Here is a 25,071-nt window from a genome sequence, read left to right as displayed (position 1 = left end):
AAGATGGTAAAGGAATGCTGACCGTTCAAGTCCTGTGATTTTCCTAGCCCCGATAGTAGCGGTTACCCCGCAACAGGAGCAGGCCAAAGGATGGAGTGAGGAGTAAGAGCGGATAGCGGGAAAAAGCTCCTTAAAAACAAGATGGATCCGGACTGATAATTGCAGCAGTAATGTGGAAGTCTGGAGGCAAAATAGGTTAAAAAACTATGAAAATTGGTAATAAAGTTTCTGTAGTAGATGAAGATTTAAGCGGAGTGGTCACTTCCGTGAACGGAAATATTGTTGTTTTCAAAGATGAATACGGATTCACTTATCAATATCCAAAAGAAAAGCTCGTTCCCAAAGATGAAGAGCTTTACGAAAACATCAGGGTGAAAAAAAGCAGAGCCCCGAAAAGTTATTTCTAAAAAGCATCAGAAAAATCATTTGGTTTTAGACCTTCATTTTCATAATTTAGTGAAGAATCCGAATGATTATGACAGCTTTGAAAGATTGTTTATTCAAAAGGAAAAACTAATAGAAGTATTGGAATTCTGCAGAAAAAACAATTTAAAAAGACTGGAAATCGTTCATGGCATCGGAGACGGGATCTTACAGAGAATGGTTCGGGATGTTTTGGAAAGCCAGGTCAATATTGATTTTTATAATAAGGAAATACTTCATCACCAATCAGGTGCGGTAATGGTAGAATTTCACTAAATTTGCAGGAATTGAATTATGAACGTACTTAATTTACTTTTTACCAAAGACGGATTAATCTACCAGATTGTCAAAAACAAAAACATTCTGGAAGAAAAATCTTATTTCGTCACAGAAGAAACCCCGGCTAACCTTATTGAAGATAAACTGGATGAGATCCTTATCAGACAGCGGTTTGATGAGATTCAGATCATCTCTGCGCTGAATCATTTTACCCTGATGCCGGAAGGATTTTCAGAGCATGAGGCAGGATTTGACCTGATCGCCTTCAATGCACCTGCTGACAGAGAGAAAGAGGAGCTGATGCTTTCTATTAACAAAAAATTCAATATCCAGTTTTATTATACTTTTCCTAAATACTATTATAAAAAAATAAAGGAGCTTGCTGTTCCTGTTCATTTTAATTTTTCGGGGGAAAAGTTTTTAAGTTCTCTTAACAATAAAGGCAATAAGGAGATTCATATTAATCTTTATCATAATCAATGTGAGTTTTTTGCGATTGATCAGAAAAAAATCATCCTTTACAACAACCTGGATGTCAACTCGGAGGTTGACTTTCTTTACTTTATCATGTTTACCCTCAGCAAAATAGGTTTCGGAATCAATGAAACCAGCTTTTTTGCCTATGGCGAAACGACAGAGAACGAAACCTTTATTTCAGAGCTTCAGAAATTTGTTAAAAACCTGAAGATTGTTTTTGACAATATTCCCAATAAGAATTTTATACTTAACTAGGTTACTGGCCGCAGGTAATAGGGATTAGAACCCAAACATAATCACCTGCCTCCTATAATCTACTCCCTAAACCCTAAGAAAAATATGTTCAGAATAATATCAGGCAAATGGAAAGCCAAAAAAATAGCAGCCCCTAAAAACTTCGACGTAAGACCCACCACAGATTTTGCCAAAGAAGCTTTATTCAGCATTCTGGAAAACAAATATGATATGCAGTCGGTTTCCGTTCTTGACTTATTTGCGGGAATAGGTTCCATTTCATTAGAATTTGCTTCCAGAGGATGTCAGGACGTAACCTCAGTAGAAATGAATCCAAAACACACCGCTTTCATCAATTCTACCGCTTCTGAATTGCATATGGGACTTCAGATCAATGTACAGAGAGGGGATGTATTTGACTGGCTTAAAAAGTTCAGAAATAAAAAATCTTTTGAAATCGTTTTTTCTGATGCACCGTTTGAAATGGAAGAGAAAAAATATCGCGAATTGATTTCCCTGGTGCTCAACAATAAATATGTAAAAGAAAACGGAGTTCTTATCGTAGAGCATCAAAGCCGTATGAAGCTCGAGCATCCTAATCTGACAGATACCCGAAAATACGGAAACGTAAGTTTCAGTTTTTTTGAGCCCAATAAAGAAAATGATAATCAGGAAATTTAGTTCCTGATTATTTTTTTTGAGTTCCCGGGAGCCTCTTCGCCCCACTTAGTAATGGCCTGCAAAACAGGCAGCAACGTTTTTCCAAAGTCTGTTAGTTCATATTCAACAACCAAAGGAGGTTTTTCAGTAAAAACAGTTCGGTTGATAATCCCGTCTTCCTCCAGCTGCTTAAGCTGCAGACTTAAGGTTCTTTCTGTAATCGTAGGAATAGATTTCCTTAATTCATTGTATCTTTTTGCGCCACCCATTAAATGATGCAGCATTACCGCTTTCCATTTACCGCCTATAAACCTCATGGTTACACTGGTGCAGCAAGGGTAAGACTTATTATCTACTGTATACATTGATACTATCATTTTTTACCGTTATTGCAAATTTAATAAACTTAAATTAATTTTGTAACTATAAAAATGATAGTATAAAATTATGAACTTTTTAGACAAAATGAAAAACAGGTATACTGTAAAAAAGTATAACCCGCAGGGAAAAATCAGCGAAGAGCAAATTGCAGTATTGAAAGAGATTTTGAACCTCAGTCCTTCTTCCATCAACAGCCAGCCATGGAATTTTATTTTTGTTAATGATAATTCTAACGTAAAGGACCGATTGGCAGAAGCTTCTTACTGGAATAAAGAAAAAATTGTAGACAGCAGCCATCTGATTGTTTTCCAGGTTCTTAAAAATCCCGAGGATTTTGAAAAACAGATTGAAGAAAATCTTCCTGAAGGATCTGTGAATTATTATAAAAATTTTGTAAAGCCCAAAGGAGAGGCCGGGATAAAATCGTGGCTCAGGCATCAGGTTTATTTATCATTAGGAGTCTTCCTTTCGGCTTGTGCTGATCTGGGAATAGATTCTACTCCTATGGAAGGAATTGAGCCTGAAAGATACGATGCTGTTCTGAACAATGAAAAATACGAAACCCTTTTTGCAGTAGCTATCGGAGAAAGAGACGAAACAGATGCCAACCAGCCAAAGTTCAATCCCAAGAAAAGGCTTACCGCTGAAAAAGTAATCGTAGAAGCGTAAATAATTTTACGTCGATTGAGCAGGCTTTTGAGAATAATTCTGCGTTATCATACAATCCGCGGGAGAAAAAATAAAAAAGCGGCTTCGGATGAAGCCGCTTTTTGTATTATAATACTTTCAATTCCAAATCAATTGTTTTACCGAAAAACTTCTTGGAAATCTTTTCAAAATTCTTCGTAAGATCTGAAAGATAAAAGTGGTAATTCGGTTTAGGATTAGCTTCATTCAAAAGGCTGTACTTATCCAAAATAATTTTCAGGTGATTGGCAACAATATTCGGAGAGTCAATCACACGAACCCTGTTTCCGTAATATTGTTTGATTTCATCGATTAAAAGAGGATAATGCGTACATCCAAGAATCAGTGTTTCAATATTCTTCAGTTTATTATTACTGAGATAATTGTAAATGATAGCATGTGTAATCGGATGGTTTTTAAATCCTTCCTCTATGGCCGGAACCAGCAAAGGAGTGGCTAGCTCATCCACCTTAATCCATTTATTATGCTTACGGATACTCTTTTTGTACAATCCTGAATTCACTGTGGCTTTGGTTGCAATAACGCCTACATTATTATGAATTTCATAGGCCACTTTTTCAGCAACAGGATTAATAACATCAATCACCGGAACCTTACCCGCAACAGACTGCATTACTTCATTCAAAGCATTGGCAGTAGCCGTATTACAGGCAATTACTATAGCCTTACAGTTTTGTTCGAGTAAGAAATTCGTAATCTTTGTAGAATACTCAATAATCGCTTCCCTGGATTTCTCTCCGTAAGGAAGGTGTTTGGTATCTCCAAAGTAGATTAGATCTTCATTGGGAAGCAGTCTTTTGATCTCTTTAGCCACGGTAAGTCCTCCTACTCCACTGTCAAAAATACCAATAGGCTGGCTGGAAGAAAGATGCGAATAATCTTGTTTTTTAGTTTTCAAATTGTGAACTGAAATTTTATACAAAAATACGAAGATTTTAGATTCAAAATTTCAGTTTTGAGACTTTATTTACGGTAATGTCAACCTATTCTACGATGAACAAATCAGAAGCAATTCCGTCTGCCATAAACCAGTGTCTTTCAGGGATCTTTAAATGATCGTTTTCAATGATTAAAATACCTTCTTCAAGTTTTGGTTTCATTTCATCTTGAAAATGCTCAAGAATATGATCATTGAATTTACTTCTGAGATTTTCAAGGTCTACTCCCCAGATCGTTCGTAAGCCAATCATAATCATTTCATTGAACTGGTCTTTCTGAGAAAGAATCTCTTCTTCTTTAGCCCAGTTTCTGGCAAGCAGCTTTTTTATATACTGCTGGTTATTAGCAACATTCCAGCTTCGGACATCAAATCCGTTATAGGAATGCGCAGATGGTCCAATTCCTAAGTATTCCTGGTACTTCCAGTACGCAGAATTGTGCCGGGAGTAGAATCCGGGTTTTGCAAAGTTGGAAACTTCATAATGTTCAAAACCATGATCTTTCAGAAAATCTGACAGATAGTAAAACTCCCTGTTTTGCTCTTCTTCTTTCGGGCTGATCACTTTTCCCTTTGAGATCCAGTTTTCCAGAGCTGTTTTGGGTTCAACAGTTAATGCATAGGATGAAATATGAGGCACATCCAGGCTTATTGTTTTATTCAGGTTTTCTTTCCAGATCTCAAGATTGGAGGTCGGCGAACCGTAGATTAAATCAATACTTAGGTTTTCAAATCCAAAATCCTGAGCCCTTTTAATAGAGCTTTCCGCTTCCGAAGCAGTATGGGCACGATTCATCAGCTTTAAATCCTCTTCAAAGAAACTCTGGGTCCCTATTGACAAACGATTAACCGGAGTTCCAGATAAGTCTTTTAAGAACTTCTTATCCAGGTCATCCGGGTTCGCTTCTAAGGTAATCTCAATATCATTTTCAAAACTAAAGTATTTTAAAGCTTCATCCATTAAGGAATTGATCTCATCCACTGAAAGAATAGACGGCGTCCCTCCTCCAAAGTACAAAGATTTTAAAGCTTTATTTCTAAGCTCATCTTTCCGAAGCATCATTTCAGTTTTCATCGCATGGAGCATTTCATCCTTAAAATTCAGGGATGTTGAAAAATGAAAATTGCAGTAGCTGCATTTTTGTTTACAGAAAGGAATGTGAATATAGATCATAAAAAAGCTCTGAAAAAATTCAGAGCTCAAATTTATTTAAATTATATTGATTAATATCTAAATCCTCTAACATTAATAAAGTTATCGAAGTTATAACCGAGACCGATCATGAAGCTGTTTCCTCCATAGCTCTGAATGTCAGACATTCCCAAGTTATACGTTGCTCCAATCATAAATTTGTTGAATCTTACTTTAACGATCGGAGAGATACTCAGGTTCTGGTTATCAAATCTGTTTTGAACAGTTCTGTAACTTAATCCAAAAGAGAATGCATTGATATCATTAGAGAATGTCGCCATTAAATTCCAGTCGATCATTCTTGTTGAGTTGGTATTTAAGTTGATCAATGCTGATGGAGCTAAAGTAATATTATCAGCAATATTCCAGTTATATCCTAAGTTTAAGAAGAATTTGATGGGTGAAGGCTCATAGTTGTTCACGATAGAGGCATCGTTGCTCAATGCGATATCATTCACGGAAACACCCCCGAAAAGCCCTCTGTACGTAGCCGCCAAACCGAAATTCGCATATACCATAAAGATATTGCTTTCCTCCCCTCTTAATAATGGGTCACCACCTTCTTCAGTATTAATTTTTGAATAATCAAAGTTCATGTTATAGAAGTTAACACTGGTACCGAAAGAAAACTGATCCTTTCTGTCCCCTTCACTGCTTAATGGAATAAAATAAGAAGCACCAGCTGTAATACCTCCGGCAGAAATAGGCCCGTTACTGTCTCTGAATACAGAGATACCGGCACCTACCCTATCAAATATGTTCGCATTGATCCCGATTGACTGTACATTCGGAGAATTGTTGAACTTTGAAAATTGTTGTTGATAATTGGCGTTGAGCTGTACGTAATCTGTCTTTCCGTATTGAGCTGGGTTGAACAGGAACTCACCATCCAAAAGATATTGCTGATAGTATGGTAGTGATTCTTGTGCTTTGTATGCATTTGACAAAAGAGCTAAACATACGATAGCATATAGTTTTCTCATAACAAATCTTGATTTCAATTCAACAAATATAAAAAAATTCTCAATATATTTTTAGTTTTCTAAATAATTTCTCCATTTTTTTACGGCATCCACCATATCTTTGGGCATTGGGCTCTCAAAATATAATTCCTTTTTAGTTGTTGGGTGTACAAATCCCAGGGTATGGGCATGAAGGGCGTGTCTTGGCAGAATTTCAAAAACATTTTTTATAAACTGCTTATACTTAGGAAGGTTGACTCCTCTTAAAGGAGTATGTCCCTCGTATCTTTCATCATTAAACAAGGTATGCCCAATATGTTTGAAATGTGCCCTGATCTGATGCGTTCTTCCGGTCTCCAGTTTACACTCTACCCAAGTCATATATCTGAATCTCTCCAGTACTTTATAATGCGTCACCGCATGTTTACCCTGGCTTCCATCTTCATAAACGGACATCTGCATTCTGTTTTTAGGATGCCTTCCGATATGCCCTTTGATAGTTCCTTCATCTTCCTGCAAATTTCCCCATACAAAAGCCCAATACAGTCTCTTAGTCGTCCTGTTAAAGAACTGCTTGGCCAGAAAACTTAATGCATATTCATTCTTGGCGATCACTAATAATCCGGAAGTATCTTTATCAATCCTGTGTACAAGCCCTACCCTGTCAAGGTCAGACTTTTCTCCGTTCTGTTCAAAATGATAGGCCAGTGCATTGACCAGTGTCCGATCCCAGTTTCCAAATCCCGGATGCACCACCATTCCCGGCTCTTTATCCACCACGATTAAATCATCATCTTCATATACTATATTAATAGGAATATCCTGTGGAATAATAACATTCTCTCTCGGAGGATGGGTAAGCAATACCGAAATCTGGTCCCCCGGTTTGACCCGGTAATTTTGTTTTACGGCACTTCCGTTCACTACAACATTTCCGGCTCTGCAGGTTTGTGAAATTTTATTTCTTGAAGAATTCTGTCTGTATATCAACAGGAATTTATCGATTCTTAAAGGTTCCTGTTTAGCGTCAACAGTGATATTAAGATGTTCATACAATCCTTTATTTTCTTCATCAATATCGATATTCTCAATACTGTTGGATTCTAATAATTCTTCATCTAAAAAATCTTCGTTATCTTCTGACATTGTTTTATATTTTTTACACAAAAGGCTTCAACATTTTGCAGTTGAAGCCCGTATTTTTTAATACTATTTTTGATATTATTCTACCACTACTTTTTTAGCCTTTGGCTTTTGAGCGGGCTGTTGTCCCGTATTGGCAGGAGCAGCAGGCTTGGCTGTACTTCCTGTAGCCTGATTGTTAGTGGAAGTTTTAGGTTTTTCGGTTCCTGATGCAGCTGGCTTGGGAGCTGTGGTCTGCACTTTTGGAGTCTCGGTTTTTACTGGTTCAGCTTTAGGGACTTCTTTCTTAGGAGCAGGCGCTGGTATCACAGGAGGTTCATAAGCAGGTTCATTATGAACTTCTTCATATCGTACCGGTGGCAGAGAAGTATCTACTTTCATACGGTAAATAGAATTCAGCTGTTCCACTTTAGCTCTTAGCTCAGCCGGAGTTCGCTTACTTGCCCATAAGTCGATCTGCATCCCCTGGTCACGTACATCTCCGGCAGCCGGATCCTGATAGTAAATGATATCAGATTCATCCTTTCCGCCATCTTCATACTCTACCAATCCTACTTCAAACATACTTTTTGTAATAACGGCTCTGGCTTCTTTTACCGAAAGCCCTACAACGTTAGGAATTGAAATATTTCTCATAGGACCCGTTCCTACCACTACATCAATGACAGAGAACCTAGGTAAACGTGTTCCGGGATTCACTGCATTTCCTTTATATAAGATTCTCAAAAGAGCATCTTTCTGAATACTTGGTTCATAGATGGTATCCCCGATCTTAAGACCTACCTGGTCCAATCTCTGGAAAGCCAGTCCCGAATATTTATTGATAACATCAGGAACAGCGATCTGAGCCCATGTTCTAGGATTAACCTTCAACCGTACTGTCCTTCCGTCTTTTACACGGGAACCTGGTGAAGGATAAATCTGAAGTACCTGAAATGGTCTGTATTTGGGATCATAATTTGCACTGTCTACTTCATATTCCAACCCGGTATCATCCAGTATCTTGATGGCATCATGTACAGATTTATTAACAACATTGGGAACAGGTATTTCCTGGCCATGATTTGTATGATATTCCAACCAACGAAACGTGAGCCATACCAATCCCACGAAAACGCCGATGGCTATTACTAAATTCAGTAAAACTTTCCAATTGAAAAGTGATTTAAGCATATTTAAAAATACTTTAATTACAACGGCAAATATAACTAATAATTTTAGAATGTGCTTTTTATTTAACAATTCATTTTTGATTTTAAAATTTACGGATTTCCCATATTGCATTGCATAAAATGATTAAATTTGCCTTAATTGATACTATATGGTTATGAACAAAAAAAGTGTTGCCGTAGTAATGGGAGGCTATTCTGATGAATATGTTGTTTCTTTAAAAAGCGGGCAGTTGATTTATGATTCTTTAGACAGAAATCTTTATGATGTATATAAAGTAGTAATCCTGAAAGATGAATGGTATTTTTTAGGGGAAAATGATAAAAAATATGACCTCAATAAAGGTGATTTTTCTGTAATTTTAGATAATGGCGGAATATTGAAATTTGATGTCTGCTTCAATATCATTCATGGAACACCGGGTGAGAATGGTATTTTACAAGCTTACTGGGATGCAATAGGCCAAAAATATACAGGGTGTGACTTTTACCAGAGTGCTCTGACTTTCAACAAAAAAGATACCCTGGCCGTATTATCAAAATATGGAATCCCTTCTGCTAAAAGTGTTTATTTAAGAAAAGGAGAAAACATCAATGCAGAGGAGATCATAGAAGAATTAGGGTTACCGGTTTTCGTAAAACCTAACCAGTCCGGATCATCTTTAGGTATTTCAAAAGTAAAAGAAAAATCAGAGTTGATCGCTGCTACAGAGATTGCTTTCAAAGAAGATGACGAGATCCTTATTGAAAGTTTTCTAAATGGGATGGAAGTTTCTGTAGGAGTTATCGATTTCAAAGGCGAAACCATTGTATTGGGAATCACTGAGATCGTTCCTAAAAATGAGTTCTTCGATTATCAGGCAAAATACGAAGGCGCTTCAGAAGAAATTACCCCTGCAAGAATTGACGATGAAACCACAAAAAGAGTGGAAGACATTGCCAAAAGGGCTTACAATTCCCTTGGAATGAGCGGCTTTTCACGAAGCGAGTACATTTTAATGGACGGAATTCCTTATATGCTTGAAATGAATACCAATCCGGGATTCTCTCCTGCCAGTATTCTTCCTCAGCAGGCTAGGCATTACGGAATTTCCATTATGGATCTTTGCGGAAATGAAGTTGAAAAAGCGCTTAATAAACAAAAGTAATGATCAGGCTTCTTACCATTTCATTATGTATTTCTTCTTTAGCATGGGCTCAAAACAATAAGACCCTTGAGCTGCACCTGCCAAAGAATCAACTTGAGCCAAAGCACATCAATTTTACCGGTGATGCCATCTATCTGGATGATCAAAAGTGCTTCAATTATGTCAAAAAAAATGATGTTATCATTGACAATGAAAAAGTTCCCAATTATTTTGAAATCATATCACTGGACAATAAAGTATTGTTTTCAGGAATAATAAAGAAAAACGAAATTGGAAATTTTGAAAGCAGGATTAAATTTCATCCGATGGATAAGTTTTATAAAAATTCAAAAATTATAGGGAGAAATGATTTGATTTTAAATCTTTCTTCCAATCAGGTTCTAAATAACAACTGCAGCCTAAATATTGAAAATCTAAGGCTGTTCTACGAAAAATCAAACGAAAACAACTAGGATATGAAAATTGCTGTTTTCCCAGGATCCTTTGATCCTATTACCTTGGGACATTATGACATTATAGAAAGAGCGGCCCCGCTATTTGATAAATTAATTATTGCTATTGGGCAGAATTCTCAAAAGAAATACATGTTTCCTCTTGAAAAAAGAATGGAATTTATTCAAAATTCTGTTGCAGAATTCCCTAATGTAGAAGTAGACTCATTTGAAGGTCTGACCGTAGACTACTGTTTTGAAAAAAATGCACAGTACATTATCAGAGGGCTGAGAAATCCTGCTGATTTTGAATTCGAAAAAGCAATCGCCCATACCAACAGAACTTTAGCCCACAAAAAACTGGAAACCGTATTTTTATTGACCTCTTCCGGAAAATCCTTTATCAGCAGCAGCATTGTAAGGGAGATTATCACTCATGGCGGAGAATATGAACTGATGGTTCCGGATTCGGTGAGGGTGGAGAGATAAATATAAGTAATGAGCAATAAGTAATGAGTAATTTTGATAGGATAGATTTTAACCAAATTTTCCGGGAAAGAACCAAAAGTTTTTCTATTGCTATCATTAGAACTCTTTCTTTATTACCTTATTCGGATGATTTTTCAATAATAAGGAAACAAATTGTCAGATCCGCAACTTCTGTGGCTGCTAATTACAGAGCGGTATCCAGAGCAAGATCGGAGAAAGAAAAATGTGCTAAAATGTGCATAGTAGTTGAAGAAATTGATGAAACTCAACTTTGGCTTGAAATTATTGAAGAATTAGAATATTTAAATCCGGAAAAAATTCTACATTTAAAGACAGAATGCGAAGAACTTGTAAAGGTTATGACTACTTATAAGTTTAAATTATCTCAAATTTAAATGGCATAATTTTTATTACTCATTGCTCATTATTGATGACTCACATTATATGCACGAACAGTTCAACTTTGCCATAGAAGTACTTGGAACCATCTCCTTTTCCATGTCAGGAAGTTTCGCAGCCATGCAGAAACGGCTTGATCCGTTTGGGGTGCTTATCATTGCCTTTGTGACTTCTGTAGGAGGAGGAACTGTAAGGGATCTTCTCCTGGATATTCCTGTATTCTGGATGCATGACCTGCTGATGTGTTCATTAATCCTGATTACCAGCATATTTTCAATGGTATTCAAATCTCTGGAAAAGAATTTTAAGGTAACCCTGTTTATCTTCGACAGTTTCGGACTGGGACTGTTTACCATCATTGGTGTTCAGAAAGGATTGAATGCCGGTATTCATCCTATGATCTGCATTGCCTTAGGTACTATTACAGGCTGCTTCGGAGGGATTATCCGGGACATTCTACTTAACAGGATTCCTTTGATTTTCAGAAAAGAAATCTATGCTACAGCATGTATTGTGGGAGGAGCAGCATTTTTATTGATGACCCAATACACCCCGCTATCATTTACTTTTATACAGATCTTTACCATTTTGCTGATTGTTGCCATTAGGACTTTCGCAGTGAAATACCACTGGCAGATGCCTAAGTTTTACGGCTATGATCAAAATTCGGAAATGTAAATTCTTTGAAATAAAAAAAAACACCTATTGGATTAGATGTTTTTATTTTTATGGTTTTCTTCATTAAAAGAATTTTCCTCTCTGTCTCATATTCGGATTGTGCATATGCTTCTGCATGGATGGCATTTTCAACTGATCTTTCATCATTTTGATCTGGTCCGTCATCATTCCTGCGCTGTCTAAACGCTTAGCTTCTTCCAACAGCTTCTGCCCTTCCTGTTTTCTTCCTTTAGAAATAGCCGCAGCGGCAAGATTTAAAGTAGCCATTGCTCTGTCATGCTTCATATTCAAGCCGTACTCCAATGCTTTTTTCATCAGAGGCTCTACTTTCGCTGGATGGTCCTGGGCTTGTGTCAATCCTAATAAATAGTGGAAGTATCCGTATTGAGATCGATGAAGCTGAGTCTGATAATTGGTGATCTTAGTCAGCCATTCTGCAGCCTTTTCCATATTCTGTTTTCTCAATTGCCAGAAAGCCAGAAGAATATATTCATTTTTAAAGAAAAGCAAAATAGGGAATGCAGCAAGAAGGAATATGACAACCCCCAACCGATATTTCTTGTAAAAAACATCATATAAGCTCCTGTAAGGATAAGAAGCGCTGCTATTACAATTTTGATGTATTTATTCATTATTAAATTTTAGAAGTGCAAAGATAAATAAATTAGAGATTAGAAGCTAGAAGTTAGCCGTTAGAATTCCTACAACTCTTCGCCCTTTATCTTTTCATAGGTCTGAAAGCAGAAATCATATGAGTTTTTCTCATCTTTTTCGTGGCAGGTCTCATTTGTTTTTTTCCAGATTTTCCCATCTATTGTAGGGAAGAACGTATCTGCTTCAAGATCCGCCTTTACTAAAGTAACTTCTAACTTATCCACAAAATCCATTGTTTGCTGATAAATATTACCACCCCCGATAATAAAAACTTCTTCATCGATTTTTTTGGCAAACTTCACGGCTTCTTTAAGGCTTCCTACGATAAGAATTCCTTCCTCAAACCAGTCTTTCTTTCTTGAAACAACAATATTGGTCCTGTTAGGAAGAGGTTTTCCAATACTTTCGTATGTTTTTCTTCCCATAATCACCGGATGTCCTGAGGTAATCTCTTTAAAATGTTTTAAATCTTTCGGAAGATGCCAAAGCAACCGGTTTTCAAAACCAATTTCATTCTTCTCTCCCATCGCTACCACTATTGTTATCATTCAAATATAATTTTTTACAAAATTAGCACATAATTTGTATATTTGATTAGCACAAAAAATTAAAAAAAATAAACTATGAAAAATAAAGGATGTCTGGGCGCTGGAACAATCGGTATTGCCCTCCTTATTATTGTTGCTGTTTTATTCTTCTGGGGAAAAAGCGGATATAACAGCTTTGTAACCAAAGAACAGAATGTCAACACAAAATGGTCTAATATTGAGACGGTGTATCAAAAAAGAGCGAATCTTATTCCGAATCTGGAAAGAACGGTAAAATCTTATTCGAAATTTGAACAGGAAACTTTGACTCAGGTAGTTGAAGCCCGTTCTAAAGCGACTTCTATCAATATTGATCCTACCAATATGACCGATGCTGATATCGCTAAATTCCAGGCTGCACAAGGTGAGTTATCAGGTGCTTTAAGCAGATTGATGGCTGTGGTGGAGTCTTATCCGAACTTAAAAGCAGACCAGCAGTATATCAACTTCCAGAGAGAGTATACCGCTATTGAAAACAGCATCAGAACCGAAACGGTTTACTACAACGAAGCAGCACAGGATTACAATACCTCTATCAAAACTTTCCCGAATAATATTTTGGCGAATTTTACCAACTTTAAAGAAAAACCTTATTTCAAAGCTGAGGCTGGAGCCCAAAAGGCCCCTGAAGTATTCAAATAATGAGTAATTTCCTTACAAATCAGCAGATCGCTTCCCTTGTGGAAGCGATTCAGTCAGCAGAAGACCATTCTACGGGCGAGATCAGGGTGCACATTGATTCCAATACGGAAGAGCGCACTGCAAAAACCGCATTTGAAGTTTTCAAAGAGCTTCGCATGGATAAAACAACTGATCGAAATGCGGTGCTTTTTCATATTAATTTTGAACAAAAATACCTGACCATCATTGGAGATATCGGGATCCATGAAAAAGTAAACCAATCGTATTGGGATCATCTGCATGACTATATTACGGCTGAATTTGCCAAAGGAAATTATTATAAAGCATTGAAAAGTGCAATCCTCGAAACCGGCCTTGAACTCAAAAAACATTTTCCTGTAGAAGGAGAAAACCCAAATCAACTCCCAAATGAAATTACGTTCTCTTAAAATAGTATTTTCATTTTTACTGATCTGCTTTTACACCTTTGTATCAGCACAATATACCATTCCTGAAAAACCGGCAGTGCTGTATCCGGTATTTGATGAAGCCGGTCTTCTTTCCCAGCAGGAAAAAGATGAGCTGAACAACAAGCTGATCAAATTTGCAGACACCACCTCAACGGAAATTGAAGTGGTCATCATCAAGTCTACCAAAGGAGAAGATGTCAACTTTTTGGCAACCATGTTTGGTCAGAAATGGAAGATCGGAAAAAAAGGGGTGGACAACGGAGTGGTTTTCCTTATTGCTACCGAAGACAGAACCATGTCTATCCAGCAGGGAAGAGCTGTAGAACAATACCTGACGGCATCAGTTGCAGGGCAGATCTTAGATTACATTGTTACGCCTAATTTCAGGAAAGGGCTCTGGTATGAAGGGATAAACCGGGGTACCTCAGCAATTATGGAGGCTGTTCAGGGAAAATTTAAACCTGTAGAAACCACCGCTCCTTCCGGTAACGGAAGTGCATTTAAAGTACTGGTGATCGCTTTTATTATCTTTATCATTATTGCCATTCTCTTTGGTAACAGTGGCGGCGGACGTGGCGGCGGAAATAATGACGACGACGATGTGATCATCAGCAGAAGGGGACGCAGAAACTATCCTGGCGGCTTTTTCCCATTCCCCGGCAGCTTCGGAGGCGGCGGCTTTGGTGGTGGAAGTTCCGGCGGCGGTGGCGGATTCGGAGGCTTCGGCGGCGGTGGAAGCTTCGGCGGAGGCGGTGCATCCGGAGGATGGTAGTCTTCCATACAGTAGTACTATACCATAAAAAATACAGATCAGGTCTTTACGGCCTGATTTTTTGTTTAAAACATAAAAAAATCCCATTTTTTTGACTTTTATTAACGTTAATTTGACTTTAACATGTTAAAAAATTAATAAATCAACACAAAAACCTTCTTTCTTTCAATATTTTTTTACTATATTTACTGAAAACAGGATTATGAAGAAGACGTTGGTAGTATTTGCACACCCCTATCTGGAGCACTCCAATTCGAATGTAGAGCTCATCAATTTCTACGTTCGCCATCAGCATTATACCTTAAGAGATCTATACGAAGAATATCCTGACTTTCATATTGCCGCTTTCAGAGAAAGAAAACGCCTGGCAAATTATGACCGCTTTATCTTTCAGTTTCCATTGATATGGTTTGGAATGCCTCCCTTATTAAGATTGTGGATCGATGAAGTCTTTGACCGGGACTGGCTACAGCCCGGAAAACACAATCCCCTGGAGAATAAAGAGGTTTATATCCTTGTAACCACCGGAGGAAAAGAAAGGTCTTTCAGCAAAACAGGAACCTATGAATACACCATTGAAGAACTGATCAGCGGGCTTCTTGTTTCTTTAAAGGTTTTCAAGGCTGACATCAAACACATCAAGATCGTTTACGAAGCTAATAAGTTATCTAAAAAAGAAATTATTTTACATAAAAAAGAATTTACAGAACTTCTCAATCAATAGTCTATGGAATCGAGCTTAGCGATGAGTATATTAATTTTCCTCGGGGTGGCCATTATTATGGTTCCACTGGCCAGAAAATTGGGTTTAAGCTCTGTGATCGGTTATATTTTAGGAGGAATTATTATAGGTCCGTACGTGCTCAGACTGACCGGAAATAATGTCAATGATATTATGCATGCCAGTGAATTTGGGGTTATTATGCTCTTATTTATCGTTGGCCTGGAGCTGGAGCCCCGGAAATTTTGGGAAATGCGTAAGAAAATAATGGGACTGGGTCTCACCCAGATGCTCCTTACGATTTCATTACTGTTTCTGGTGTTCATCAGTGTAGGCTGGAGAATAGATAAAGCAATTGCTGTGGCCATGTGTTTTGCCTTATCTTCCACGGCTATTGTCCTGCAGACGTTACAGGAAAAAAACAACCTTAAAACAACGGCAGGAGAAGCTTCATTTTCCACCCTGCTGTTTCAGGATATTTCAGTCATTCCTATTCTGGCGATACTTCCGATCATTGCCAATTACAAAGCAAAGCATCATGATAACGAAATTCAGATCCTGATTCAGAAACTGCCGGAATGGCTGCAAGCCGGAACTGTAATTATCGGAGTAGCCATACTGATCTTACTGGGAAGATATATATTTGTTCCTTTTTTACGGTATGTTTCAAAAGCAGGAATGACAGAGCTGCTGACCGCCTCGTCCCTATTTCTGGTGATTGGAGTTTCTGAACTGATGGTCGTTATTGGGCTTTCGCCTGCATTAGGAGCTTTCCTTGCCGGAGTTATGCTTGCCAACAGTGAATTCCGCCACGAACTGGAAGCACAGATCAATCCCTTTAAAGGATTGCTGCTGGCGGTCTTTTTCGTCAGTGTAGGTTCTACGATCAACTTTAACATTATCCAACAGGATCCTTTGTTCATTTTCAGTACGGTCTTTGCCGTATTGACCGTTAAGTTCATCGTTTTATATACCATCGGAAAATTTTTCAGGATCGATACCCCGCAGAGTCTTTTCTATGCATTTGCTCTTTCTCAGGTAGGAGAATTTGCTTTTGTACTGATCAATTATGCTTCTGATCTTTATCTTTTAAGCCCGGAACTGAATGCACAGCTTATGGCTGTTACGGCTATTACCATGTGTATAACCCCTGTGCTCCTGATTATAAATGATAAATTGATTACTCCGAAATTCATCAAAGAAATTCCTGAAGAAGATCATGATTTCAATATTCTTGATAGTGATGTGGCCCAAAAGAAAATTATCATTGTAGGGTTTGGCCACTTTGGAAGCACGGTTGGCCGTCTCTTAAAGGCTAACAAAATACCAGCTACTGTGTTGGACAGAGATTCAGATCGTGTAAAACTTCTTCGGAGCTATGGTTTTAAAGTATATTATGGAGATGCCACCAGAATTCCTATTTTAAGAGCTGCAGGAATTGAGGAGGCAGAAATTTTGGTTTTATGCCTGGATGATCCGGATGATAACAAATTCATTGCAGATCTGGTCCGCGAACATTATCCGAATGTGAAAATTTTTGTAAGAGCCAAAAACAGGATTGATGCCTATGATTATCTCAATAATGGAATTAACCACATCTACCGTGAGACTTTAGGAACTGCTGTGGATATGGCTGTTGATGTACTTCATGAGACAGGAATGAGAAAATACGCAGCAAGGCGTCTCGGGCAGAGATTTATGGCAATAGATAAAGCATCTATCAGAAGATTGGCCAAAGCCCAGGATAATGAGGATGAAATCCTGCTGTTTACCACAAAAGAAATCCTCCAACGAGAGGAGGAATTATTAGCTTATGACAATCTTAATTTTGACAATAAAAATTGGGAAGGTTCCTCATCTGCAGATGAAGAAGAGGAGGACGAACCCTAGGGTTAATTTATTGGATCGTTACACTTCCGCCGCTGCTTTCTTCTTTACTTACCGTTTTAAGTTCGCCTTTTTTAGATATATCTACATTTCCACCGGAAGATGCTTCTGCTTTAACGGTAGAAACGGCGCTTATCTCAACACTTCCCCCACTGGAGGCATCTGCTTTTACATGATCTGCAATAACTTCTTTGGCCGAAATACTGCTGCCTGAAGAAGAGCTGACATCAGCGTTTTTGGTCTTTCCTGAAATATCAATGCTCGCTCCTGATGAAGCTTCAATATCAAGATTCACAGCCCAGATTTTTCCGCTGAAGCTGCTGCTGCTGTTAACATTAATTTCCAGGTCGTTGGCTTCCAGATTCCCGGAAATACTTCCTGCACTCGATATATCAACATCTGTTTTTTCCTGTGTAAATTTATCTTTCACTCGGATACTTGCTGCCGATCCGGCGATAAGTTTTGTAAAATCTTTAGCATAAATCTTTGCTGTTACTTTATTGGTATTCATCACTCGGATACCTGGCTTATAGTGAATATGCAGTTTTCCGCCATCATTATCGACAAGAATTTCACCGATGATGCTTTGAGGAGCAGAAATCACAACTTTTTCGGTTTCTGATTTTATCACTTCAGCTTCTATCGCCTGAGAAACCTGAATTTCATCAAAGTCGCCATTGAATTCTTTTTGCTGTACGGGGCCGCTTTCCTTGCTGATTACTTTTTCCACCCAGTCACTTTTATCCCTGTTTTTTTTCTCATGTCTTTCATTACATGAGGCTAATACCACTAAGGCTGAAAAAATAAAAAGAGTCCTTGTTTTCATGATTATTTATTTTATAGATTATTATTCTGCTATTATTATTTATAACAACTAATTTATGAAAAATATTACATCATGTTTGAAAAATACTATGCCTGCCTGTAGCATCAGTCTTTTGAAATACACCCTCAGACGGCAGCCTTCACTCTTATTCATTTGAAATACGCCAATCTGTTCCGCTAAATACATTCGCCCAAATACCTTCTATGATGCAAGTTTTTAATATCTTTATGCTTTAATAACAACTATTTTATGAAGAATATTTCATCGGTATTATTAATTTCTGCTTTGGCGTTCAATCAATCTTGTACTACAATGAAACAAACCGATACTCAACAGGAACTTCCTGCACCCGACCCTTCTTTATCTTCAAATCCTTTTATGAAGAAAAGCAGGCTTCAGTACGAAGCCCCGGAATTTGACAAAATTAAAAATGAGCATTTCAAACCTGCTTTTGACTTCGGTTTAAAACAACATGAAGCTGAAATTATAAAAATTGCCAATAATCCGTCGGCCCCTACTTTCGAAAATACTATCGTTGCGCTTGAAAAAAGCGGCGAAGTATTGAGAAGAGCACAAATTGTCTTCTCCAATTTGACAAGTGCCAATACCAACCCGACCTTACAGGCTTTAGATGAAGAATATGCGCCTATTTTTGCCGCTCATTCCGATAAAATGTATCTGAATGAAAATCTTTATAAAAGAATACAGTCAATCCAAGAAAACGGACTTGATTCTGAAAGCAAAAGGCTGGTACAATATTATAAACAGAATTTTGAAATTGCAGGAGCGAACCTTTCTACTGCAGATAAGGAAAAATTAAAGCAGATCAACCAGGAACTGGCTTCCCTTTCCACTCAGTATTCCAATAAATTACTGGAGGCAAGAAAGCAGGGCGGCATATTCTTTTCTGATGCCAAAGAACTGGACGGACTTTCTGCTGACGAGATTGCAGCGGCAGCAGCGGATGCCAAAACGGCAGGACAGCCAGGAAAATACCTTTTGGCTTTACAAAATACAACCCAGCAGCCTCTTTTACAAAATTTAAAAAACAGAGCTACCAGAGAAAAGTTATTCAAAGCTTCATGGTCCAGAGCTGAAAAAGGAGATGCTAATGACACCCGAGAAACGATTGAAAAGCTGGCTAAGCTCAGACTTAAAAAAGCTCAGGTTTTAGGAAAGAAAAACTTTGCCGCGTGGAAACTTCAGGATCAGATGGCCAAAACTCCGGAAGCCGCTACCCAACTGATGAACCAGATTGCCACTCCGGCAGTGGAAACCGCAAAACGGGAAGCAAAAGATATTCAGGATCTGATCGACCAGCAAAAAGGAGGTTTCAAAGTAGAACCATGGGACTGGAATTTCTATGCTGAACAAGTAAGAAAGGCGAAATTTGATCTGGACGAGAGTGAGATAAAGCCATATTTTGAAATCACCACTGTTCTGGAAAAAGGGGTTTTCTTTGCTGCTGAAAAATTCTATGGTCTTACTTTCAAAAAGAGAACAGATCTTCCTGTCTATCATCCTGATGTAGTGACGTATGAAGTTTTCGATCACGATGGAAAATCCATTGCGATCTATTATCTGGATTTCTACACAAGAGATTCTAAAAACGGCGGTGCCTGGATGAGTAACTTTGTTGAGCAGTCTTATTTATTGGGAACAAAACCGGTAATCGTCAACTGTTACAATTATCAGAAACCAGCTCCGGGAAAACCTTCATTAATCAGCTATGATGATGTGTCAACGATATTCCATGAATTTGGTCACTCCATTCACGGAATGTTTGCCAGCCAGAAATATCCTTCTCTGTCAGGAACCAACGTACCGAGAGACTTTGTAGAGTTCCCGTCACAGATCAATGAGCACTGGGCTTTAGATCCGGTTGTTCTGAAAAATTATGCGGTTCATTACGAAACAAAACAGCCAATTCCACAGACGTTGGTTGATAAAATCAAAAAAGCAGCGACTTTCAACCAGGGGTATATGACCACTGAATTGGTTTCTGCTGCTGAACTGGATATGGATTGGCATACGGTCACTAACGAAAGCCAGTTTATCCCTGTTTTAGATTTTGAAAAACAATCTTTGGCAAATCACGGATTTACTTTAGCAACAGTTCCTCCTAGATATCACACTCCTTATTTTGCACACATCTGGGGCGGAGGCTATTCAGCGGGATATTATGCCTATCTATGGTCTGAGACATTGGATAATGATGCATGGGAATGGATCAAAAACAATGGAGGGTTAACCCGAGAAAATGGTGACCGTTTCAGAAAATATATCCTTTCCGTAGGTAATTCTGTAGATCTGAACCAGGCATTCAGAGATTTCACAGGACATGATCCGGATATCAAACCTTTATTAAGAAACAGAGGGTTTATTAAATAAATTAATAAGAAGCATTCTTTTAGAGTGCTTCTTTTTTATACAGACCTAAACACATCTCGAGAGATAAGATTTTCTATGTTTCGGCTAAAGCCGGTGGATTTTTGTTTGTCTATTTTTAACGGGCTAAAGCCCATTCCTATTGAATTTGAAATTCTTCACTTCAGCATATTGGTTGCATTATAAATCATAAAATTCAAATATGCGGAAGCCGTTTCTATTGATATTTATTATTTTTGTGCTTCAAAATTTAAAATCAACGATATGGACTGTCCCTGCTGTTCAGGAAAATCCTACGAAGAATGCTGCAAACCTTATCATACCGGAGAGAAACATGCTCCGACTGCGGAGGCATTGATGCGTTCCCGATTTTCGGCTTTTGCTATTCCCAACGGTGAATATTTAATGGAAACCACTCTGCCCGGAAAACGAAAATATCACCATAAACAGGATCTTCAGGAATGGGGAGAAATTAACCAGTGGACAAAACTGGAAATTATCCGGACACCGGCTTTACACCATGTAGAGTTTAAAGCTTATTATACGGACCAGGATGGGAATCCACAAGTTCATCACGAATTTTCTGTTTTTCAAAAAATGCATGAACGTTGGTATTATGTTTCAGGGGAATTTTTAAGTTAATCATATGAAGAAGAATATTATATACACCATGCTATTTCTGCTTTGCAGTTTTAGTTTTTTCAATGCACAGACCACTGAGGATAAAAAGCAGATTTCAGCTGCTGTCACTGATATTTTAAAAGGATTCCAGACTAAAAACGGTAATCTTATGAATAAGTATGTAGACAAAACTTACGGAGTGGGTGTGCTTTTTAGAAGTGGCGGCGATCTGGGGTTTGTTTTAAATGAAGATGTTGATTTCAGTATGCCGTTAGGGTATATATCAAAAGCATGGAATATCAGCAATCAATCTCCGATTCAGTTTGCAGCAGCACCCGAATATGATTCAGCAACTAAAAAATGGATAAAAGAGGGATTATTTGTTCAGTTTAACTCCAATGCCGTCAATGATTATGCTAACAATTTTTTGGACCGGTATCCTGTAAAGGACCAGGATATTTTTAAGATCAATTCCGATCCTCAACATGTGGTCTTTGTAACTCTTGCTGAGAACAGTAAGGAAAAGGCCCCTGTCAACGGATTCAGATTTGTCATGACCAAGATTGGGGCAAAGTGGTTTCTGACGTTTATTGACGTTACTGAATATGATGCAGCGTAAAGGTGCAGACTAACCCACCCCGGCAAATCGAAGATTTGCCACCTCTCCAGCGGAGAGGAATGCCAAGCATAATAGAACTTATAAGAAATAAACCACAGACTAACTGTGGTTTATTTTTTGCAAAAAAATGTCCGACTTTGCCGGACATTTATATTATTTTTTAGTGAGCATCTGTTCCGTCAATTCCATGAGCATGACCATGTGCCAATTCTTCTTCCGTTGCCGGACGTGTGTTTAAAATTTCCACCTGGAAATCTAAAACTTTTCCTGCCATGGGATGGTTAAGGTCTGCCACTACAACTTCCGGTGTTACTTCTACTACAAATGCCTGAAAATTATTCCCCTGATTATCAGATAAAGGCAAAATAGCTCCAACAGGCGGAGTTCCAGATTCTTTAAACATTTCAATCGGCAGTTGCGCAATGGCATCCGGCTGTTTTTCACCATAAGCTTCTTCAGGCTGAATCGTAAAAGCAGCTTTATCACCAGCTTTCAAACCAAGGATATTTTGTTCAAACTTTGGAATCATCATTCCTACCCCGTACAAAAATGTAAGTGGATTTTCTGCTGTTGTTTCTTCTACAAGAATCTTACTTCCATCCTCTTCGATTGTGTGAAGTATGTAACTTACAGCTACAACATGGTTGTTTTCAATTGTCATATTTTCTTTTTTTTTCGTGAGTTTTTCCACGATTAACAGCACAAATATACTGTTTTTCACATGATTGTTTAGAGGAAAAGTGTTAAAAGAAGAATCTTAAAGCCATATATTGGGTTCTAATTCCCCATCTTTTCATCCCGTTTTCTCTGTCTGAGCATAAAGAGATATAAGCTCTCCACTTTTGTTCTTGCCCAGGGTGTTTTTCTTAAAAACTTCAGCGAAGAACTAATGCTCGGGTTATCTGTAAAACATTTTATATTGATCTGCTCACCTAGTTTCCCGAATCCTTCGTAGTATTCTACCAATTCTTCAAGAATCGCATCAAGTCTTTTTCCGTGTAAGGGATCTTTGGACTGTAACATTATCTTTATTTTTTTATTTTTTCTCTTTAGCTGTCATTTTCTCATAATCTTCGGATTTTATAATCGTCAAATCATTCGACTTACAGTCCCAAAAACTTATATAATCTTTTGAAACCACGGTATACTGATCCCAATTGGTAAACCTCTGATAAAGCATTAATGTGCAGATATCTGTAGGGGTTATTTCCTGCCAATTTTCCAATACATGACTATGGGCACCTCCAACCGCCGGGCCATCTTCATCAATAATCTTTTGTACGATCATCCCTTTATGGAGCTTTTCTACATTTTTAACTTCATTTTTATCATTAAAAGTGAGGAGATAATCATTCCCAAAAATGACAATATTATCAATAGAGGGTCCGCTTAACACATAAACCTTTTTCATAGTATTTCTGATAATGGGAACAAAATTGAGGTTGGCATCTTTATAATTTTTAAAAATGGTATCATTTTGTACCCTTTTCAGTGCATTCTGTCTTATGCTAAAGTAATCTTTCTCTAAGGGTGTAAAATCTCTTTCAGTAAAATCCTTTTTGGCATCTTTTGGATTATAATTTGCGGGAAAGGATATCGTTGCGATCACTTTATTCTTTTTGGAAAAAAAAATACATGTAGGAACTCTTTCGTTAATATAAGAAAAATAACCCCCTACATTTTCTGATTGAGTATAATTTTCTTTAAAAACATCAGTACCATACCAGCTTGCCATTTCACTCCGGTACAATTCGATACCCTCTTGTCTTATTTCTGCATTTTTTTCAAGATTTTGGGCATTTATAAACACGCCCAACGAAATAAATAAAAAAGTTAGAAAATCTCTCATGAAAATTAATTTTAACCAAAAGTAGGAATAAATACATCTACTTGACTAAAGTTTTCACTCAATTCAATAACCTGTCTTCAAAATCCATATTTCATCTCATAAAATTTTACATTGCCTTTTTGTTTCTTATTTTTGATCTATGAAAATTCTGCATACCGCCGACTGGCATTTAGGCAAACGATTGGATCGCTTTTCCCGCCTGGAAGAGCAAATTCTGGTGATGGAAGAGATTATCGGTATTGCTGATGAGGAAGATATCGACCTTGTTCTTGTTGCCGGTGACCTTTTTGACAATTTTAATCCGGGCGTAGAAGCGGTTGAGCTGTTTTACAAAACACTGAAACGTTTATCTCAAAACGGTAAACGTCCTGTGATTGCTATTTCCGGGAATCATGACTCACCCAACCTGATCAATGCTCCGGACCCGTTGGCAAGGGAGTGCGGAATTATTTTAATAGGACATCCCAACGCTGAAATTATGCCTTTGGGTACAGAATATTTCAAAATTTCAAATTCAAAAGAAGGTTTTATAGAACTGAACATTGAAAGTATAGATTTCCCGGTAAGAATTCTTCACACTCCTTTTGCGAATGAGATCCGTTTAAAAGAATATTTCGGAGAGAATAAAGAAGAGGAAATCAATAAAGTTCTTTCCGAAACCTGGAAACATCTTGCCAATCAGTTTTGTGATGATTCAGGGGTTAATCTCCTGGCTGCCCATCTGTATATGAACAAAAGGGGATCCGAAATTTTAGAAGAGCCGGAAGGAGAAAAACCTATTAAAATCGGAAATGCAGATCTTATCTACTCGGATAGTATTCCTGATCAGATCCAGTATACGGCCTTAGGCCATCTGCATGGTTTTCAAAATATCGGAACTGCAGAAAAGCCTGTGATTTATTCTTCCTCTCCTTTATGCTACAGTTTTAGCGAAGCCGGGCAGAAAAAATATGTTTCCATCATTGAAGCGGTTCCCGGAAAGGCCGTTATATGGAAAAAAAAGGTTTTGAAAAATGGCAGAGCGCTGGTAAGAAAAACTTTTACCTCCGTTGAAGATACTGTTCAGTGGCTGCATGAAAATCCCAATACATTTATTGAACTGACATTGGAAAGCGAAACATTTTTAACCGCTGATGAAAGAAAGCGGATCTACCAGTCACACAACGGAATTGTTCATCTTATTCCCAGAGTCAAAATCCGGGAAACTGTTGAAATCGAGGAACAGCAGATTAATTTAAATCAAGATATCGGAGCATTATTCAAGGATTATTTTAAATCTAAAAACGGCGGCCAGGAAGCCAATGAGGAACTGATGAATTTGTTTAACGAAATTTTAAATGCCTAAC

30 protein-coding genes and 1 pseudogene are annotated in these 25,071 nt (G+C 37.8%); 19 read left to right on the top strand and 12 right to left on the bottom strand.

Going from position 1 to position 25,071, the window contains the following annotated elements; all coding sequences use genetic code 11:
- Positions 1-206 precede the first annotated feature (206 nt).
- The 4 genes from MUW56_RS14045 (at position 207) to rsmD (ending at position 2,094) form a co-directional block, all read left to right on the top strand.
- Positions 207-407, top strand: coding sequence for a hypothetical protein (locus MUW56_RS14045; RefSeq protein ID WP_292013766.1), 201 nt, complete (start codon positions 207-209; stop codon positions 405-407).
- 49 nt (positions 408-456) lie between these two features.
- Positions 457-699 (top strand): Smr/MutS family protein, encoded by a 243-nt coding sequence (locus MUW56_RS14040; RefSeq protein ID WP_292013765.1) that lies wholly within the window; start codon positions 457-459, stop codon positions 697-699.
- Positions 700-717: 18 nt separating this feature from the next.
- Positions 718-1,434, top strand: coding sequence for a DUF3822 family protein (locus MUW56_RS14035; RefSeq protein ID WP_292013764.1), 717 nt, complete (start codon positions 718-720; stop codon positions 1,432-1,434).
- 84 nt (positions 1,435-1,518) lie between these two features.
- Positions 1,519-2,094, top strand: a complete 576-nt coding sequence (gene rsmD / locus MUW56_RS14030; RefSeq protein ID WP_292013763.1) for a 16S rRNA (guanine(966)-N(2))-methyltransferase RsmD — start codon at positions 1,519-1,521, stop codon at positions 2,092-2,094.
- Here the strand turns inward: rsmD and MUW56_RS14025 are convergent.
- Positions 2,091-2,438 carry a helix-turn-helix domain-containing protein gene (locus tag MUW56_RS14025; protein ID WP_292013762.1) on the bottom strand — a complete coding sequence of 116 codons (348 nt, stop codon included), beginning with the start codon at positions 2,436-2,438 and terminating at the stop codon, positions 2,091-2,093. The genes rsmD and MUW56_RS14025 overlap by 4 nt on opposite strands.
- 82 nt (positions 2,439-2,520) lie before the next feature.
- On the opposite strand from MUW56_RS14025, the gene MUW56_RS14020 reads away from it, so the two are divergent.
- Entirely contained in the window at positions 2,521-3,123 is a 603-nt protein-coding gene (locus MUW56_RS14020; RefSeq protein WP_292013761.1) for a nitroreductase family protein, read from the top strand.
- Between the two features lie 106 nt (positions 3,124-3,229).
- Here the strand turns inward: MUW56_RS14020 and murI are convergent, their stop codons facing one another.
- The 5 genes from murI to MUW56_RS13995 form a co-directional block, all read right to left on the bottom strand.
- On the bottom strand, positions 3,230-4,060 hold the full coding sequence (murI, locus tag MUW56_RS14015; RefSeq protein WP_292013760.1) for a glutamate racemase: 831 nt from the start codon (positions 4,058-4,060) through the stop codon (positions 3,230-3,232).
- An 85-nt stretch (positions 4,061-4,145) separates the two neighbouring features.
- The gene (hemW, locus tag MUW56_RS14010; protein WP_292013759.1) at positions 4,146-5,273 is read right to left on the bottom strand and encodes a radical SAM family heme chaperone HemW; all 1,128 of its coding nucleotides are present in this window, start codon (positions 5,271-5,273) and stop codon (positions 4,146-4,148) included.
- A 50-nt stretch (positions 5,274-5,323) separates the two neighbouring features.
- A complete protein-coding gene (locus MUW56_RS14005; protein WP_292013758.1) occupies positions 5,324-6,274 on the bottom strand; it encodes a PorP/SprF family type IX secretion system membrane protein in 951 nt (316 codons plus the stop codon).
- A 51-nt stretch (positions 6,275-6,325) separates the two neighbouring features.
- A complete protein-coding gene (locus MUW56_RS14000) occupies positions 6,326-7,399 on the bottom strand; it encodes an RluA family pseudouridine synthase (protein ID WP_292013757.1) in 1,074 nt (357 codons plus the stop codon).
- A 75-nt stretch (positions 7,400-7,474) separates the two neighbouring features.
- The gene (locus MUW56_RS13995) at positions 7,475-8,569 is read right to left on the bottom strand and encodes a PASTA domain-containing protein (protein ID WP_292013756.1); all 1,095 of its coding nucleotides are present in this window, start codon (positions 8,567-8,569) and stop codon (positions 7,475-7,477) included.
- A gap of 154 nt (positions 8,570-8,723) precedes the next feature.
- Here MUW56_RS13995 and MUW56_RS13990 point away from each other — a divergent pair, with 154 nt between their 5' ends.
- The 5 genes from MUW56_RS13990 to MUW56_RS13970 are packed head-to-tail and all read left to right on the top strand — an operon-like array spanning position 8,724 to position 11,710.
- The gene (locus MUW56_RS13990; protein ID WP_292013755.1) at positions 8,724-9,713 is read left to right on the top strand and encodes a D-alanine--D-alanine ligase; all 990 of its coding nucleotides are present in this window, start codon (positions 8,724-8,726) and stop codon (positions 9,711-9,713) included.
- On the top strand, positions 9,713-10,165 hold the full coding sequence (locus tag MUW56_RS13985; RefSeq protein WP_292013754.1) for a hypothetical protein: 453 nt from the start codon (positions 9,713-9,715) through the stop codon (positions 10,163-10,165). The genes MUW56_RS13990 and MUW56_RS13985 overlap by 1 nt, the downstream gene beginning before the upstream one ends.
- A gap of 3 nt (positions 10,166-10,168) precedes the next feature.
- Positions 10,169-10,633, top strand: a complete 465-nt coding sequence (coaD, locus tag MUW56_RS13980; RefSeq protein ID WP_047098871.1) for a pantetheine-phosphate adenylyltransferase — start codon at positions 10,169-10,171, stop codon at positions 10,631-10,633.
- 23 nt (positions 10,634-10,656) lie between these two features.
- A complete protein-coding gene (locus MUW56_RS13975; RefSeq protein WP_292013753.1) occupies positions 10,657-11,028 on the top strand; it encodes a four helix bundle protein in 372 nt (123 codons plus the stop codon).
- 49 nt (positions 11,029-11,077) lie between these two features.
- The gene (locus MUW56_RS13970; protein WP_292013752.1) at positions 11,078-11,710 is read left to right on the top strand and encodes a trimeric intracellular cation channel family protein; all 633 of its coding nucleotides are present in this window, start codon (positions 11,078-11,080) and stop codon (positions 11,708-11,710) included.
- 63 nt (positions 11,711-11,773) lie between these two features.
- Here the strand turns inward: MUW56_RS13970 and MUW56_RS13965 are convergent.
- Together MUW56_RS13965 and MUW56_RS13960 are read right to left on the bottom strand one after the other, a co-directional pair.
- Positions 11,774-12,342, bottom strand: a pseudogene (locus MUW56_RS13965) (DUF2892 domain-containing protein).
- A gap of 69 nt (positions 12,343-12,411) precedes the next feature.
- Positions 12,412-12,912, bottom strand: a complete 501-nt coding sequence (locus MUW56_RS13960) for a dihydrofolate reductase (RefSeq protein ID WP_292013751.1) — start codon at positions 12,910-12,912, stop codon at positions 12,412-12,414.
- Positions 12,913-12,987: 75 nt separating this feature from the next.
- On the opposite strand from MUW56_RS13960, the gene MUW56_RS13955 reads away from it, so the two are divergent.
- The 5 genes from MUW56_RS13955 (at position 12,988) to MUW56_RS13935 (ending at position 17,425) form a co-directional block, all read left to right on the top strand.
- Positions 12,988-13,593: a LemA family protein gene (locus MUW56_RS13955; RefSeq protein WP_103291666.1), complete on the top strand. Its 606-nt coding sequence runs from the start codon at positions 12,988-12,990 to the stop codon at positions 13,591-13,593.
- Positions 13,593-14,021: a TPM domain-containing protein gene (locus tag MUW56_RS13950; protein ID WP_292013750.1), complete on the top strand. Its 429-nt coding sequence runs from the start codon at positions 13,593-13,595 to the stop codon at positions 14,019-14,021. The genes MUW56_RS13955 and MUW56_RS13950 overlap by 1 nt, the downstream gene beginning before the upstream one ends.
- A complete protein-coding gene (locus MUW56_RS13945) occupies positions 14,002-14,814 on the top strand; it encodes a YgcG family protein (protein WP_292013749.1) in 813 nt (270 codons plus the stop codon). Before MUW56_RS13950 ends, MUW56_RS13945 begins: the two co-directional genes overlap by 20 nt.
- A 202-nt stretch (positions 14,815-15,016) precedes the next feature.
- Positions 15,017-15,538, top strand: a complete 522-nt coding sequence (locus tag MUW56_RS13940) for an NAD(P)H-dependent oxidoreductase (protein WP_292013748.1) — start codon at positions 15,017-15,019, stop codon at positions 15,536-15,538.
- Between the two features lie 3 nt (positions 15,539-15,541).
- Entirely contained in the window at positions 15,542-17,425 is a 1,884-nt protein-coding gene (locus tag MUW56_RS13935; protein WP_292013747.1) for a monovalent cation:proton antiporter-2 (CPA2) family protein, read from the top strand.
- A gap of 7 nt (positions 17,426-17,432) precedes the next feature.
- Here the strand turns inward: MUW56_RS13935 and MUW56_RS13930 are convergent, their stop codons facing one another.
- Positions 17,433-18,248: a head GIN domain-containing protein gene (locus MUW56_RS13930; RefSeq protein WP_292013746.1), complete on the bottom strand. Its 816-nt coding sequence runs from the start codon at positions 18,246-18,248 to the stop codon at positions 17,433-17,435.
- A 249-nt stretch (positions 18,249-18,497) separates the two neighbouring features.
- Between MUW56_RS13930 and MUW56_RS13925 the strand changes: the two genes are divergently transcribed.
- The 3 genes from MUW56_RS13925 to MUW56_RS13915 all read left to right on the top strand — a co-directional run bounded on the left by MUW56_RS13925 (position 18,498) and on the right by MUW56_RS13915 (position 21,876).
- On the top strand, positions 18,498-20,639 hold the full coding sequence (locus MUW56_RS13925) for a M3 family metallopeptidase (protein ID WP_292013745.1): 2,142 nt from the start codon (positions 18,498-18,500) through the stop codon (positions 20,637-20,639).
- 261 nt (positions 20,640-20,900) lie between these two features.
- The gene (locus MUW56_RS13920) at positions 20,901-21,278 is read left to right on the top strand and encodes a YchJ family protein (RefSeq protein ID WP_292013744.1); all 378 of its coding nucleotides are present in this window, start codon (positions 20,901-20,903) and stop codon (positions 21,276-21,278) included.
- A gap of 4 nt (positions 21,279-21,282) precedes the next feature.
- Positions 21,283-21,876, top strand: a complete 594-nt coding sequence (locus MUW56_RS13915; protein ID WP_292013743.1) for a hypothetical protein — start codon at positions 21,283-21,285, stop codon at positions 21,874-21,876.
- 160 nt (positions 21,877-22,036) lie between these two features.
- On the opposite strand, the gene MUW56_RS13910 is transcribed toward MUW56_RS13915, so the two are convergent.
- From MUW56_RS13910 to MUW56_RS13900, 3 genes are all read right to left on the bottom strand, one after another.
- Positions 22,037-22,537 (bottom strand): FKBP-type peptidyl-prolyl cis-trans isomerase, encoded by a 501-nt coding sequence (locus MUW56_RS13910; RefSeq protein ID WP_292013742.1) that lies wholly within the window; start codon positions 22,535-22,537, stop codon positions 22,037-22,039.
- A 116-nt stretch (positions 22,538-22,653) separates the two neighbouring features.
- Positions 22,654-22,899 (bottom strand): VF530 family protein, encoded by a 246-nt coding sequence (locus tag MUW56_RS13905; protein ID WP_292013741.1) that lies wholly within the window; start codon positions 22,897-22,899, stop codon positions 22,654-22,656.
- A 13-nt stretch (positions 22,900-22,912) separates the two neighbouring features.
- Positions 22,913-23,725, bottom strand: coding sequence for a hypothetical protein (locus tag MUW56_RS13900; RefSeq protein WP_292013740.1), 813 nt, complete (start codon positions 23,723-23,725; stop codon positions 22,913-22,915).
- Positions 23,726-23,864: 139 nt separating this feature from the next.
- Here MUW56_RS13900 and MUW56_RS13895 point away from each other — a divergent pair, with 139 nt between their 5' ends.
- Positions 23,865-25,070, top strand: coding sequence for an exonuclease subunit SbcD (locus tag MUW56_RS13895; protein WP_292013739.1), 1,206 nt, complete (start codon positions 23,865-23,867; stop codon positions 25,068-25,070).
- The last annotated feature ends 1 nt before the right edge of the window (position 25,071 follow it).

This window comes from Chryseobacterium sp. (assembly GCF_022869225.1).
Classification (GTDB): Bacteria; Bacteroidota; Bacteroidia; order Flavobacteriales; family Weeksellaceae; genus Chryseobacterium.
The sequence above is the reverse complement of the archived record's forward strand: the minus strand, read 5'-3'. Positions and strand labels throughout refer to the sequence as shown.